Origin of the sequence: Variovorax sp. PMC12, from assembly GCF_003019815.1 — a bacterium.
In the GTDB taxonomy this organism is placed as follows: Bacteria; Pseudomonadota; Gammaproteobacteria; order Burkholderiales; family Burkholderiaceae_C; genus Variovorax.
Genome location: NZ_CP027774.1, coordinates 351,127 through 364,732, shown reverse-complemented (window position 1 = coordinate 364,732; position 13,606 = coordinate 351,127). Strand labels below are relative to the sequence as shown.

The following is a 13,606-nucleotide window of genomic DNA, read 5'->3' as shown; positions in this document are numbered from 1 at the left end:
GTTGTGTCTTTTCAGGGAAGGGCCGCTGCGGTCGTCACTGCACCTTGATGCCGCGCTCGCGCACCAAGCGGCCGATGCGGTCGTTGTCCACGGCGATGCGCGCGTCCAGGTCGGCCGGCGTGGAAGCTCCCGCGCCCAGGCCGCGCTCGGCCGCCCAGCGCTTGAGTTCGGGCTGCGACAGCACCTTGGCCAGCGCGGCGTTCATGCGCGCCAGGATCTCGGGCGGCACGCCGCTCTTCGCATGGAAGGAGTAGGAGGTGGACAGCAGCATGTCCGCGCCGCCCGCCTCGGTGATGGTGGGCACGTTGGGCACGATGGCCTGCCGTTGGGGCGCACCCACGGCCAGAAGCCTGAAGCTGCCCTTCTGCACATAGGGCAGCATGGCCTCGACGCCGCCGGAAGTGACCTCGACCTGGCCGCCCAGCATGGCCGGGATCACCTCTGCCAGCGCCTTGTAGGGCACGTGCAGGAACTTGACGCCCGTGCCCGATTCGAGGAGCTCCATGTTCAGGTGCATCACGCTGCCCACGCCGCCGGTGCCGAAGGTGACCTTGTCCGGGTGGGCCTTGGCATAGGCCACGAAGGACTTGAAGTCGGTCACCGGCAGCTGCGCGCTGGTGACCAGGTACAGGTTCACGTCGGCGATGTTGCTGACGGAGACAAGGTCCTTCCGGGGATCGTAGGGCGGCTGGTAGAGCAGCGGGTTGACCGTGAGCGTGAGCCGGTCGACCAGCAGGTAGGTGTAGCCGTCGGCAGGCGCCTTCACCACCTCGGCCGTGCCGATGATGCCGTTGGCCCCGGCCTTGTTCTCCACCACGACGGTCGCCTTGAGCTCCTTGCCCAGCCCCTCGCCCACGAGGCGGGCCATGACGTCCGGACCGGTGCCCGGCGGGTACGGCACCACGATGCGGATGGGCCGCGAGGGCCAGTTGCCTTGGGCCGATGCCTGCAGCGGCACCAGCCACGATGCCGCAGCCAGCGCGATGGCACCGCAGGCCCGCAGAACGAACTTTCTTCTCATTGCACGTTTCCTTGGCACCCCTGTGAAGACGGGGCCGGCACCAGGAACCGGGGGAATGCTCCTGGGCGGCAATGGACAACTGGCAGCACCGATCGCCTCGTCGTTGTGGCAATCATATGCTTTTTTATCGAATAAGCGAAATCATGCATTTTTTATTTGCATCATTCACTTCTTCAAATGCAACTTTTCATCCATTCGGAATGTATGCACGCAAGGACCGTTCCAGCCAACACATCGAGCCAGCGCAACCGTATTCTCGCAATGCAGTAAATCTCACAGCACGATAGATCTGCAAGAGGAAGCCTGCGTCCAGTTTCCCGTCGCGAAACACGCGGCCTTTCCGGCTCACATCTGGGTAGTTCCACCAACACACATCACACTCATCGATGGCATATTTATCGCATAGCAGTAATTTTATGACCTCAACTTCAATGATTTGCAACCAATCGGTGCACAGCCGCACCACGAGGCGGCACGCGCACCACGCGAGGAGCGCCGTTCGATGAAGCTCTACATGACCCCACACACCTGCGCGCTGGCGGTGGATGTCGTGGCGCGCGAGATCGGCATCGCGCCCCAGCGCGTCTGGGTCGACGTGCGGGCGAAGAAGCTCCACGACGGCAGCGACCTGCACCGCATCAACCCCAAGGGCCAGGTGCCGGCGCTGGAGACGGACGACGGCCAGGTCCTCACGGAGGCCGCCGTGATCATTCAGTACCTCTGCGACCGCCACGGCGCGGACGGCTTGCTGCCGCGCAGCCTGGACATGGACCGCTACCGCGTGCTCGAGTGGATGAACTTCCTGGGCTCGGAACTGCACAAGAGCTTCACGCCGCTGTTCCGTGCCAACACGCCGCCGGACTACCGCAGCATCGCCATCGGCAACGTGCAGCGGCGCCTTGCCTGGCTCGACGAGGTGCTGGCCACGCGCAACTACCTTCACGGCGAGCGCTTCACCGCGGCCGACGCCCACTGCCACGCCATCGTGATGTGGGCCGAGCTCCAAGCCATCGACCTCGCGCAATGGCCCCGCCTGCACGCCTACGTGCAGCGCATCGAGTCGCGACCCAGCGTGCAGGCGGCGCGGGCCGCCGAACGCGCCGAACTCGCCCGCCGTGCGGCAGCCTGAACGCCATGCCCCTTACCCGGAGAACCCCATGAAGCTTTATCACGAAGTCCGCGGCTGCTCGCTCGCGGTGGATATCGTCGCGCGCGAACTGCAGCTGCCGCTGACCCTGGCGTGGGTGGACATGAAAACCAAGCGCCTCGAAGATGGCCGCGACTACTTCGCCGTCAACTCCAAGGGCACCGTGCCCACGCTGGAGCTGCCCGACGGCCAGCACCTCAGCGAGGGCTGCATCGTCATGCAGTACTTGGCCGACCTGCGCCCCGGCAACACGCTGCTGCCGGGTGCGGGCCTGCCGCGCTACCGCGTGCTGGAGTGGATGAGCTTCATCGCCGCCGACCTGCACAAGGGTGGCTTCATGCCGCTGTTCAAGGCCGTGACGCCGCCCGAGTACAAGGCCATCGCCCGCCGCATCGTCGAGTCCAAGCTGCAGTGGGTGAACGAGCAGCTGGCCGGCCGCAGCTTCCTCACGGGCGAGGCCTTCACCATCGCCGACGCGCACTGCTACACGATCGCCATGTGGACCCGCGCGCATGCCATCGACACGCGGGACTGGCCGCACCTGGAGGCGTACCTCGCACGCTGCGGCGCACGCCCCAGCGTGCGCGCGGCCGAGGCCGCGGCAGCCGCCCAGGGCGAGCGCGAACGTGCAGCCGCGGCAACCGCCGCCGCGCACTGACCCCCGTCTTCGCCACTCTTGCGCAAGGACCGACCATGCCCATGCTCCGACGCTTCCTGCTGACCTGCCTGACCGCCCTGGTGCCGGCGCTGGCCTGTGCCCAGGCCTCTCCCACGGCGCCCATCCACCTGGTGGTCGGCTTTCCGCCCGGCGGCGGCACCGACGGCGCGGCCCGGCTGATCGCCGAGAAACTGGCACCGGCGCTGGGGCAGTCGATCGTGGTGGACAACCGCGCGGGCGCCGGCGGCACGATCGGCGCACAGTCGGTCGCGCGCGCCAAGCCCGACGGCCACACGCTGTTCTTCGGCACCGGCGCCGAACTGCTGATCAACCCCGTCACGCGCAAGGCCGCGCCCTACGACCTGCTCAAGGACTTCGTGCCCATCACCGAGGTCGGCATCGTGAGCTTCGTGCTCGCCGTGCCCGCGGGCTCGCCGGCGCAGAACGTGCGCGAACTCATCGCCACCGCGAAGGCGCAGCCGGGCAAGCTCAACTACTCGTCCTTCGGCATGGGCTCGACCAATCACCTGATCGGCGAGCTCTTCCTCCATGCCACCGGCATCCGGGCCACGCACGTGCCTTTCCAGGGCAGCCAGCAGGCCATGACCTCGCTGCTGGCGGGTGACGTCGACTTCACCTTCGACACCACCGCCGTGGTGCTGCCGCAGATCCAGGCCGGCAAGCTGCGCGCGCTGGCCACGCCATCTCCGAGGCGGCTGCCGGGCCTGCCCGACGTTCCCACGCTGCAGGAGCTGGGCTACTGCGGGCTGGTGGCCGAGGGCTGGATGGGCGTGTTCGCGCCTGCCGGGACGCCGCCTGCCGTGGTGACGACCCTGGGCACCGCGCTGGACAAGGTGATCCGCACGCCCGAGATGGAGTCCCGGCTCGGCGCCCGCGGCGTGGCCGTGACGGCGGCGGCCGGGCCGCAGTTCCGCGCCAAGCTGCAGGCCGAGCTGGACAAGTGGCGGCGCGTGGCCCGCGAGGCCAACGTGTCGCTGGACTGACGACGCCGTCGCGTCTTCTTTTTTCAGAAAGCCCGCCATGCCGACCCTTTCCTGCGCCCGCCGCCGCACCGCCCTCTTCCTGCTGGCCGCGGCCTGTCTGCTCGGCAGCACCGCCGCGCGTGCCGAAACATGGCCTTCGCGCCCGATCACGCTCGTCGTCTCCTTCGAGCCGGGTGGCTCGACCGACATCTCGGCCCGGGCCGTCGCGCAGGCGCTGTCGGTGGAGCTGAAGCAGGCCGTGGTGGTCGAGAACCGCGCGGGCGCGGGCGGGCGCATCGGCACCAAGGCGGCCGCCCTGGCCAGGCCCGACGGCTACACGCTGTTGTGGGGCAGCGGCAGCAGCCTGACGGCGGCGCCGGCGATCTATCCCAACCAGGAGCATGTCGCCACGCTGGTGCCGGTGAGCCTGGGCGCCACGCAATCCTTCGTCTTCGTCACGAATCCGGGCCTGGGGGTGCGCACGGTGCAGGAGTTCGTGGCGCTGGCAAAGCGCCAGCCCGGCAAGCTCAACTTCGCCTCGGCCGGCATGGGCTCCAGCAACCACCTGCTGGGCGAGATATTCCTGGCCGCCACCGGCGCGCCGGTGGTGCATGTGCCCTACAAGGGCGCCGTGATGGCCAAGGACGCGGTGATCCGTGGCGAGGCGCAGCTGATGGACGAAGTCAGCTCGCCCCTGATCGGCGCTCTGCGCGCCGGCCAACTGGTGCCGCTGTTCATGACCGGCGAGCGGCGCGACCCGGCCTTCCCCGCCATTCCCACCGCCGCCGAGGCCGGCCTGCCGGAGATGACCATCCAGGGCTTCTTCGGCCTGCTCGCGCCCGCCGGCACGCCACCGGAAATCGTGGCGCGGCTCAACGAGGCCATGCGTGCCGCACTGGCATCGGAGGCTGTGGCCAAGGCCTTCGGCAACCTGGGTTTCACCACCGTCTACAGCACGCCCGGCCAGATGGCGGCCCGCATCGCCGAGGGCCGCGCCACTTATGACCGCATCGTCAGGACGCGGCAGATCCGCGTCGACTGACGGTCGGCTTCTTTTTCCTTTGCTCCGCTCCAATCCCATGACTGCGACCCCATCCCGTCCCCTACTTCTTCGCCGGCGCCGCAGGGCCCTCGGCGCGCTCGCCGCGCTCGCCGCCTGCGGCAGCGGCCTGGCGCGCGCTGCCGGCTGGCCGCAACGGCCGATCAACCTTGTGGTGCCCTTCGCCGCCGGCGGCGGCACCGACACCGTGGCCCGGCTTATCGGTCAGAAGCTGCAGGCCGCGCTGGGCGGCACGGTCGTGATCGACAACAAGCCTGGTGCCAACGGCCTGATCGCCGCGCGGGCCGTGCTCCAGCCACCGGCCGACGGCCACATGCTGATGTTCGGCAGCAACTCCACGCATGTGATCGCCGCGCTCGCCTCCAAGCAGCTAGTGGCGCCGGGCAAGAGCATGCAGGAGGCCTTCACCATCGTCAGCGTGATGGCCAATGCACCGCTGGTGCTGGCCGTGCGCGCCGACAGCCCGGCCAGGGACCTGCGCGCCTTCCTGCAGCAGGCCAAGACCGGCAAGCTCAGCTATGGCAGCTTCGGGGCCGGCTCGTCGGCCCACGTGATGGGCGAGGTGCTGGCCGAATCGGCCGGCGTCGAACTGCTGCACGTGCCCTACAAGGGCTCATCGCCCGCCGTCACCGACCTGATGGGCGGCCAGGTGGATGCCGTGTTCCTGACCGTCGCCGCCGTCGAGGCCATGGTGACGGCGGGCTCGGTGCGCCCGCTGGCGGTGACCGGCCTGCGCCGCGTGCGTTCGCTGCCCGCGGTGCCGACCTTCGAGGAGCTGGGCGTGCGCGACATGGGCAACGCCGGCTGGTTCGCGGTATTCGCGCCGGCCGGCACCCCCGAGCCGGTCGTCACCAGGCTGGCCACCGCGCTGCAGGCCATCGCGGGCGATGCCGAAGTGCAGGCGCGCATGGTCGCGCTGGGCCTGGAACCGGTGGTGAGCACGCCGGCACAGGCGCTGCAGACCTGGCGCCGCTCGCTGGCCTCGGCGGCACCTGTCGTCAAGAAGGCCAACATCGTGTTCTGAACGAGCTGGCCGCACGGGCACGTCGCAGGTGTCTACAAGTGCCCGTCGGCCGACAGCCTCACGCTGATCATGTGCGCGGTGCGCTTGACCAGTTCGGCGATGGCCTCTGCGTCGAAAAGCGCCAGTCGCGCATCGCTGCCCAACGCGGTGACGCTGGCCACCACCAGGCGCCCACGCCCGAAGATCGGCGCCGACACGCCGGTCTTGCCCTCGTTGAGTTCGCCCGAGGTCCGGCAGTAGCCCTCGCGGCGGATGCGCTGCGCTTCCTCGTAGAACACCTCCCATGGCGCGGTGTCGGATGCCTCGCTGGCCAGTTCCTGGTGCAGCCGGCGCAGCCGCGCCGCCGGCAGGAAGGCCACCAAGGCCTTCGCGCTCGCGCCGCGCAACACCGGCACCGGCCGGCCCCGGCCATAGCGCAAGTGCGGCAGGGGGTCGTTGAATTCGGTGTGTACCGTGATGATGGAATGGCCGTACAGCTTGGACAGGAACACGTCCAGTCCCGTCTGCTCCGCCAGTTCCCGCATGGGCGGCGCGGCCGCGCGGATCACGGGGTCGGACTCGCGGATGCTGCGGTCCAGCTCGATGATGCGCGGGCCCAGCGTGATGCTGCGGTCCAGCCGCACCAGCAGGCCCACCTTCGACAGTTCCTGGATATAGCGGTAGGCCGTGCTCTTGGGCACCTTGAGGCGGGAGGCGATCTCTTCCACCGTGAGGGAGGGGCTGTCGGTGGAGAACAGGCCCAGCGTCCCAAGAAGGCGCGACAGGCTCGACTCCGCCGCGCCGCGCGATGGCGCATCGAGTTGCCCATCGGTCACGCCGGACACCCGCGGCGCGCGTGCGTGCGCGGGAACGCGGCCACCCGTACTCTCTTCACGGCGCGCCTCGCGCCCGCCCTCTTGCTTCATCGGGCCGATCTTAGTGGATGCGGTCCGCGGGGCGCGCCTCGCCATGCGAAGCAGCTCACATCGGCGGCCGGCCACCCGGCGATGTTCGGTGAGACGGTTTTCTGTGAGAACCGGTGATGCCGCTCAAGCCGGCTTTGACGGGGCGTGACGTGCTCGTTGAAGAGCTCGAGCACGCGCATGCCCTTTGCCATCGCGCGCCAGGGCGCTGGAACGCCCGGGTGCGTACCGCCACGCCCGGCGGCACGCACCCCTGCGCGGGCTCTACCTCACCTGGACCTGCACGCGTCGCGGCTGTGCATGCGCAGCCTTGGGAATGCGCAGCTTCAGAACGCCTTGCGCGAGCTCTGCCGTGACACCTTGCGTGTCCAGCTCCTTGCTCAAGGTGAACACGCGCCGGAAGCGGCCGAGGCCGACCTCCGTGTGGCTGGTCTGCAGGTCTTGCGGCACCTGCAGATCGGACTCGGCGTCGATGGTCAGCGTCGACGCCTCGACATGGAGGTTCAGCTTGTCGCGGCTGACCCCGGGAAGGTCGGCGTAGAGCGTGATGCCGTTGGCGTCCTCGACCACGTCGACGGGCGGTGTCAGGGCTGCGTCGCTGTAGCTGGAATGTTCCCTCTGCACATGCTCGCCGGCGGCGGCGTTCGCGGGGGCCTGGATGCTGTTGCTCATGGTCTGCTCCTTGTCACTGGATTTCGATGCGACGCGGTTGGGCGGATGCGCGGCGCTTCACGCTGATGTGCAGCACACCGTCTCGAAGCCTGGCTTCGACCGCGTCGGGGTCCGCGTCGTCGGGCAGGGTCATCGCCCGGCGGAAGGTCCCTTCGAAGCGCTCGTTGATGTGAACGGTGGCGGACTTGTCCAGCGCACCCGGCAGCGCGTTCTTGCGCTCGCCCGAGATCGTCAGCAGGCCGCGCTCCAGATTCACCTCGAGGGTCGAGGGATCCACACCCGGCGCGAAGGCGAAGATCTCCAGCGCTTGCGGCGTGCTTCCGACGTTGAGCGCGGGAAATCCGTTGCGCGCGACGCCGCGGATGGTGGGAGACAGGTCGAAGGCCTGCTGCACATCGCGCTGCAGGCGATCCATCTCCGCGAAGATGTCGCGAGGAAACAGAGATCGATACATGGCAAAACCTCCTTGCAGGACCGACCGGAGCGCCGGGCATGCGCCACGGGACTCGGTCGGGGAAATGGCGAACAAGAAATGAAGTCAGACGGCTTCGGCGTCTGGCTCGCGGGCCTGCTACTGCGGCCGCGCGGGCTCCCGGTGGACTGGCGCAGATCCGCCTGAGTGCACAGGCGTGGCCGTCTTGATTCTTGGCATGCGCATTCGCCAGCGCGGCGGGCGCGATTCCGGATAGTTGAACCTTGCGAGTTCTTCCCGCCCCTTCTGCGTCACAGCCAGCACCTGGGCTGCAGCGGCGGCGCCCGACAGCGCCAGGGGATTCGCGGGCGACGGAACCAGTGCAACGACGAGCCCGGCGGCTCTGAGCACCTTGACCCGGTCGATGTCTTCGGCTCGATAGAACGAGATCGGCAAACGGGAGCCGGCAATCTGCCTGAGCAAGTTCATGGTCATTTCAGTACCTCCTTTTCGGTCGACCAATCTTTTGACGATAGGCAACATAGGACCCTGCGTCGCAAATTTCAAGAGGAAAAGATGCGACGCCTGCTGCTGGCAAAAAAGACCCGGCCTTGCGGGCCGGGTCGAGGTTTACAGCAAGGCCCGCACCTGGGGTGCGGGCGAGAAAATCTAAGACTTAGCCCGCGCATGGCGTGTCGGACAATTTCCAATCCTGCGCGGCGCCTACATGCCCGCAACGCCCTGGGCCAGCGCGAAATCGAGCAGCACCCGGTCCGAGGGCGCCTCGGGCCAGGTGACCTGTGCCAGCCAGCGATGGAAGGTGGTGGCCGCGATGCGGCTGGCGGGCCCGTCACGGCGCCATGCGCGGGCGATCGGGGCGGCGATCTGCGCGAGCCGCTCGGCCTCGAAGCGTGAGCGCATCTCGGCCTGCATTGCCTCGGGCATTTCCAGGTAGAGGGACTTGGCTTTCTGCATGCGGTCGTTTTCCCACAGCTCGCGGATCCGGTGCATGCGGTCCTCGCCAGCGGGGGCGGCTGCCTGTTTGCCTCTTGACGGCGAAGGCAACGACGGGGGCGCGGCGGCCTCCTCCCCCTTCACGCCGGCGTAGCCCTTCTTCAGGGCATCCTTGAAATAGGCAGCGGCCGACTTCAGTGCCGGCAGCGTCTGGCTGCGCAGGCGCTGCTCGACATGCTCGATCGTGCCGCGCAGTTGCCCTTCGTCGGTGGTCGCATACAGATCCTGGGCCTCGTCCTGCTTGAGGCCCAGCGCGATCAGCTTTCCAACCAGCTCCAGGTCGAAGACATTGCGCGCGGGATCGTCGGCTGCGCCCAGGCGCTGCTGCAGCTTGGGCACCACCCTGAACTGGATTTCCTCGATGCGGCGCCCCCGCTTGTGCTCGATGAGCTCAAGGCTGAAGTCTTCGCACAATGCCTCGATCTCGGCCAGCGCCTTGCTGATCACGTCGCGCTTGAGGAAGCGATAGTCGACCTCGGTGATGTCGCTGCGCCCGGTGAGCACTGCCGCCCACCACAGCACGTCCTCGCGCATCGACAGACGGCTCGGCGACGTGAGGTAGCGCGCACCGATCTCGTAGAGCACGGCTGCGGGGTAGCTTCGCATCTGGCCGCTGATCTCCAGCAGGACGCGCGTGTATTGATGGGGTCTGACCAGCCGCTCACGTATCTCTTCTGGGTAGCGCCATGTGATGGTGCAGGGACGTCCCCGACCCTGTTCCTCGATGGTGACCGTCCCGAGCAACTGCGACGACACCCAGCGCTTGAGCCCGGTGCCGCTGGTTGACCATTCGATGGTGGTTGCTTGCATGTCCCGCAGATGAGACTTGAGCAGTTCGGTGTTGTTGGAGTTGAAACGGGCATCGCCGATCAGCTCGCTCAGGGCCAGCTTGTAAACCGGTTCGTCGACGCCCTGACGCTGCGAGTGATAGAGCAGCGCGTTGTAGATGCGCCTCGAAAGAAGTGTCAGACGCCCCCGCTTGGGCCGGATCGCGATGGCCTCGTTGGCCTTGGCAACGCTCTGTTCGTCCGGCGTGGGGGATGGCTTGGGCGGTGGTCGTGGAACTTCGCCCTCTTCCATGGACTTCTTTCAGGTGATCAACGGGTTCACATCATGCCGAGGTTTTGTGATTCGGTCAATTTACAGTTCGAACGCGCGTTCTTGATACTTTGAAAAAGAAACACTTGGAGAGATTGAAGAATTGAAGGTGCAGTTTCTTCAATCCTGACATGTACTTGGAAGGGTTTGTGTGAGTAACGCTGGGATTTCATGTGAGAACATTTGGGATCGGTTGTGAGGTCGAATGGGATTTGGACCGCGCCAATGTGTGATTGCTTGGGATTTGGCGTGAGTGGACAAGGGCTTCGACGCATGAACCGGGCGTCCGTCAGGACTCACGGGCGCTGAATGCCGCTGCGCCAGGGCGTCGATCGCCTCATGGATGCCCGGATCCTTCGGAATCTGCACCACCTGGAGGCTCATCAGGAGAGGCAATCCCAATGGATCTCACCTTGGTCCCCAACCCTTCTCACAATAGAGAGCCGCGGTTGGCGATTCTGTTTGCATATCTTGTTCATTCGACGGATTCTCATAGAATGGCTGAATTCTGTTGAATAAGGCCCTTCTTTATGGCGTTGCCCGCTCCCGCCGGCGCTGGAAACCAGGTTTCCACGCGCGCTCCCTCCAACCCCTCCCCGCCTCGTGCACGCATTGACATGCAGCGCATCGCGGCATTGGCCGTGCGCGCAGGCTCGATGGTCGAGCAGATCCGAGGGCGGTTGCTGGCACCGGAAGCCCGCAAGGTTGCACCGATCTACTCCACTGCGCAACTGGCCGCCTTGTGCGGTGTCGACAAGGCGCATGTGGCCTATCGCATCACGAAGGAAGATCTTCCCAGTGGCCGGCTGACGCCGGCCGGCGGCAAGCGCAGCTTCGAGCTGAATGAGTTGCGTGCCTGGACGCGCACCTACCGCGCCGAGAAGATGCGTCCTGCCGGCAAGAAGGCGTTCACGATCGCCGTGGGGAACTTCAAGGGCGGCGTGGCCAAGACGACGACAGCCATGGTGCTGGCACAGGGACTGAGCCTGCGCGGCCATCGCGTGCTGGCCATCGACACCGATCCGCAAGGCTCGCTCACCACCTTGCACGGTCTGTTGCCCGAAGCAGAGATCAGCGAGGACATGACCATTGCCCCGCTGTGCGACGGCAGCCAGTCCGACATCCGCTATGCGATTCGATCTACTTACTGGGACGGCCTGGACCTGGTGGCGGCGGCGCCTTTTCTGTTCTCGGCCGAGTTCGCCCTGCCGGCGCGCCAGATGCAAGAGCCCGGCGCGCGCTTCTGGGATGTGCTCAACGCGGGGCTGGAGAGCGTGCGTGATCTTTACGACGTGATCGTCATCGATACTCCGCCCTCGCTGTCCTACGTGACGATCAACGCGCTGTGGGCGGCCAACGGGATCATCGTGCCGGTGCCGCCCTCAGGCCTCGACTTCGCGTCGTCTGCACAGTTCTGGTCGCTGCTCGCCGATCTGGGGGGAAACCTCGACGCACAGGGCGGCGACCTCGCTCGCAAGGCTTTCGAGTTTCTGCATGTACTGCTCAGCCGAGTCGACCCCAGCGATCCCGCCACCCCGGCGGTCCGGCAATGGATCCAGGCCACTTACGGTGAGTACACGCTGCCGGTAGAGATCCCCAAGACCAGCGTCACCAGCAACAAGGCGGCCGAGTTCGCGACCGTCTACGACGTGCAGAAGTATGAAGGCGCAGCGAAGACCTACAAGCGCGCAGCCGACGCATATGACGCCTTCGTCGACTTGGTCGAGCAGTCGGTGGTCAGCAGTTGGTCGGACAAGGCGCAGGTGCAATGAGAGCCTGGCTTCACGAACCGAAGAGGGCGGCGGAGCGGCCTGGAAACCCGGTTTCCACCGCGGCGCCGCAGCCGCTCGTCGCGCGCCGCTGGGGGGCGTTCCGTGCTGAAAGCGTAGGCCGGGAGCCGCGCGTCTGTCGCGGTTGGCTCAGTGCGCGCCCTGCGTGGAAACCGGGTTTCCACACGACGGTCGCGACGTACCGTTTGGAAACCAGGTTTCCAGACGTCCGGGCCCGGACGTCTTTTGCGTCCGTTGCCGTCCGTTTCCGTCCCACGCGTCTTGCGTGGAAACCAGGTTTCCATTGCACAGGAGGTTTCAATGGCTAGCACCCGCAAGCGTCTCGAAGCATTGACGGCCGGCCTGTCGATTCCAGAGCCGGTTCCCGCCGCGGCGCCGGTCTCCGTGTCGACGACCCCGGCCCCGCCTGCACTGCCGGGCGCAGCCCCCGTTGCGCTGGAAACCAGGTTTCCACCCGCACAAACGGGTCAGCCCGCCCCCCGCACCGGCCCCGGGCAGATGCTGGCCTTCCGCGGCCAGATGCAAGCTGTGGAAGGTGAACTGGCTGCGCTGCGCGAACGGCTTCGCCAGCACGATGGTTCGACTCCCACGCGCAAGATCGACCCCGCGACCGTCCGGCCCTCGCGCTGGGCCAACCGCCACCCGGCTTCGTTCGAGAGCGCCGAGTTCGCCGGGCTCAAGGCCGACATCGAACTGGCTGGCGGCAATGTGCAGCCGATCCTGGTGCGTCCGCTGGTGGATGAGCCGGGGCAGTACGAACTGGTGTTCGGCCACCGGCGCCACCGGGCATGTCTGGAACTGGGGATTCCGGTGCTGGCGGCCATCTGGCTCGATGAGCTCGGCGATGCCGAACTCTTTGCCGCGATGGATCGTGAGAACCGGGAGCGTGCAGACCTCTCACCTTATGAACAAGGCGTGATGTACCAGCGCGCCCTCGAGGAGCAGTTGTTCCCGACCCAGCGCCAGCTGGCCGAGAAGCTTGGTGTGAGCCATACCTGGATCCGCAAGGCACTGATGGTGGCGCAGCTGCCTTCGGCGGTACTGGAATGCTTCCGCAGCCCGCTGGAAGTGCAGCATCGGCACGCGGAGCAACTCAATGCGGCGCTCGACAAGGATCGTCGCAGCGTGCTGAAGCGCGCCGAGAAGGTGCGCGGCATGAAGCTCGCCCCCGCCGCCGTGGTCGCCAGACTGCAAGGGTTGGAGTCGGTGGCGAAGGCGGAGAAGCTGGCCATCACGAACGACGGAAAGACGGTTGGTTCGTGCCTGCGTGCGCCTGACGGCACGGTCACGCTGACACTGACGCCCGGCGCCGTGTCCGGCCTGACACCGGACATCTTGCTGAAGTCCGTGGGCGAGACACTGCAGAAGGTCCGGCTGCTCGGCTGATTGCGAAGGCGCGACGAGGAACCGGGGGGAGGGGAGAGAAGCTCCGGGGCTACTGAATGTAGCCGTCCCCCCATTCAGCCGAGGTTCTCTACTGGCAGAGCTTTCCCAAACTCTTGAGTCGGCGGGATGCAGACAGGCCGGACGTCTCGCCCGGTATGGTGAATCACCGGTCTGCATCGAACGCACAGAGGCGCCGCCCCCCAAACCCGCATCGCCGGCCTGTTCCTCTTCGTGGACGAGCCTGGCCTCGTCATGAGGGCTCACGAATACCCCGCGCCACTCAGCCCCAAGTAGGCGGCCTGTCCGCGTCCACCGGCGAGCGCGCTCGGAGCTACGCGCGTTCACACTGTCGGCGACCGCATGCGCAGCGCCCGAAGCAACTGTCAAACTGCCGTCGTGTGTGCGCCCCGTTGTTTGGACCGTGATCAAGCTGACGAGG

At 66.8% G+C, this 13,606-nt stretch carries 13 protein-coding genes; 7 read left to right on the top strand and 6 right to left on the bottom strand.

The genetic code is table 11. The features are described from left to right. Nucleotides 1-34: 34 nt before the first annotated feature. Nucleotides 35-1,021, bottom strand: coding sequence for a Bug family tripartite tricarboxylate transporter substrate binding protein (locus C4F17_RS29155; RefSeq protein ID WP_106937950.1), 987 nt, complete (start codon nucleotides 1,019-1,021; stop codon nucleotides 35-37). A gap of 514 nt (nucleotides 1,022-1,535) precedes the next feature. Between C4F17_RS29155 and C4F17_RS29150 the strand changes: the two genes are divergently transcribed. The 5 genes from C4F17_RS29150 to C4F17_RS29130 are packed head-to-tail and all read left to right on the top strand — an operon-like array spanning nucleotide 1,536 to nucleotide 5,893. Continuing rightward, a complete protein-coding gene (locus C4F17_RS29150; protein ID WP_234383131.1) occupies nucleotides 1,536-2,150 on the top strand; it encodes a glutathione binding-like protein in 615 nt (204 codons plus the stop codon). 28 nt (nucleotides 2,151-2,178) lie between these two features. Beyond that, a complete protein-coding gene (gene gstA, locus C4F17_RS29145; protein ID WP_106937948.1) occupies nucleotides 2,179-2,826 on the top strand; it encodes a glutathione transferase GstA in 648 nt (215 codons plus the stop codon). 35 nt (nucleotides 2,827-2,861) lie between these two features. Next, nucleotides 2,862-3,830, top strand: a complete 969-nt coding sequence (locus C4F17_RS29140; protein WP_106937947.1) for a Bug family tripartite tricarboxylate transporter substrate binding protein — start codon at nucleotides 2,862-2,864, stop codon at nucleotides 3,828-3,830. 37 nt (nucleotides 3,831-3,867) lie between these two features. Next, nucleotides 3,868-4,851: a Bug family tripartite tricarboxylate transporter substrate binding protein gene (locus tag C4F17_RS29135; RefSeq protein WP_106937946.1), complete on the top strand. Its 984-nt coding sequence runs from the start codon at nucleotides 3,868-3,870 to the stop codon at nucleotides 4,849-4,851. 37 nt (nucleotides 4,852-4,888) lie between these two features. After that, nucleotides 4,889-5,893: a Bug family tripartite tricarboxylate transporter substrate binding protein gene (locus tag C4F17_RS29130; RefSeq protein WP_106937945.1), complete on the top strand. Its 1,005-nt coding sequence runs from the start codon at nucleotides 4,889-4,891 to the stop codon at nucleotides 5,891-5,893. A gap of 32 nt (nucleotides 5,894-5,925) precedes the next feature. Here the strand turns inward: C4F17_RS29130 and C4F17_RS29125 are convergent, their stop codons facing one another. From C4F17_RS29125 to C4F17_RS29105, 5 genes are all read right to left on the bottom strand, one after another. Continuing rightward, the gene (locus C4F17_RS29125) at nucleotides 5,926-6,798 is read right to left on the bottom strand and encodes an IclR family transcriptional regulator (protein WP_234383129.1); all 873 of its coding nucleotides are present in this window, start codon (nucleotides 6,796-6,798) and stop codon (nucleotides 5,926-5,928) included. Between the two features lie 261 nt (nucleotides 6,799-7,059). Continuing rightward, the gene (locus C4F17_RS29120) at nucleotides 7,060-7,467 is read right to left on the bottom strand and encodes an Hsp20/alpha crystallin family protein (protein WP_106937944.1); all 408 of its coding nucleotides are present in this window, start codon (nucleotides 7,465-7,467) and stop codon (nucleotides 7,060-7,062) included. Nucleotides 7,468-7,480: 13 nt separating this feature from the next. Next, nucleotides 7,481-7,921, bottom strand: coding sequence for an Hsp20/alpha crystallin family protein (locus tag C4F17_RS29115; RefSeq protein ID WP_081271060.1), 441 nt, complete (start codon nucleotides 7,919-7,921; stop codon nucleotides 7,481-7,483). A 117-nt stretch (nucleotides 7,922-8,038) separates the two neighbouring features. Continuing rightward, nucleotides 8,039-8,374: a hypothetical protein gene (locus C4F17_RS29110; RefSeq protein ID WP_234383127.1), complete on the bottom strand. Its 336-nt coding sequence runs from the start codon at nucleotides 8,372-8,374 to the stop codon at nucleotides 8,039-8,041. Between the two features lie 228 nt (nucleotides 8,375-8,602). Beyond that, complete coding sequence (locus C4F17_RS29105; RefSeq protein ID WP_081271059.1) at nucleotides 8,603-9,973, bottom strand: replication initiation protein; 1,371 nt, start codon at nucleotides 9,971-9,973, stop codon at nucleotides 8,603-8,605. 635 nt (nucleotides 9,974-10,608) lie between these two features. On the opposite strand from C4F17_RS29105, the gene C4F17_RS29100 reads away from it, so the two are divergent. After that, complete coding sequence (locus tag C4F17_RS29100; RefSeq protein ID WP_234383125.1) at nucleotides 10,609-11,763, top strand: AAA family ATPase; 1,155 nt, start codon at nucleotides 10,609-10,611, stop codon at nucleotides 11,761-11,763. A 318-nt stretch (nucleotides 11,764-12,081) separates the two neighbouring features. Beyond that, nucleotides 12,082-13,167 carry a ParB/RepB/Spo0J family partition protein gene (locus C4F17_RS29095; protein ID WP_106937942.1) on the top strand — a complete coding sequence of 362 codons (1,086 nt, stop codon included), beginning with the start codon at nucleotides 12,082-12,084 and terminating at the stop codon, nucleotides 13,165-13,167. Nucleotides 13,168-13,606: the final 439 nt, after the last annotated feature.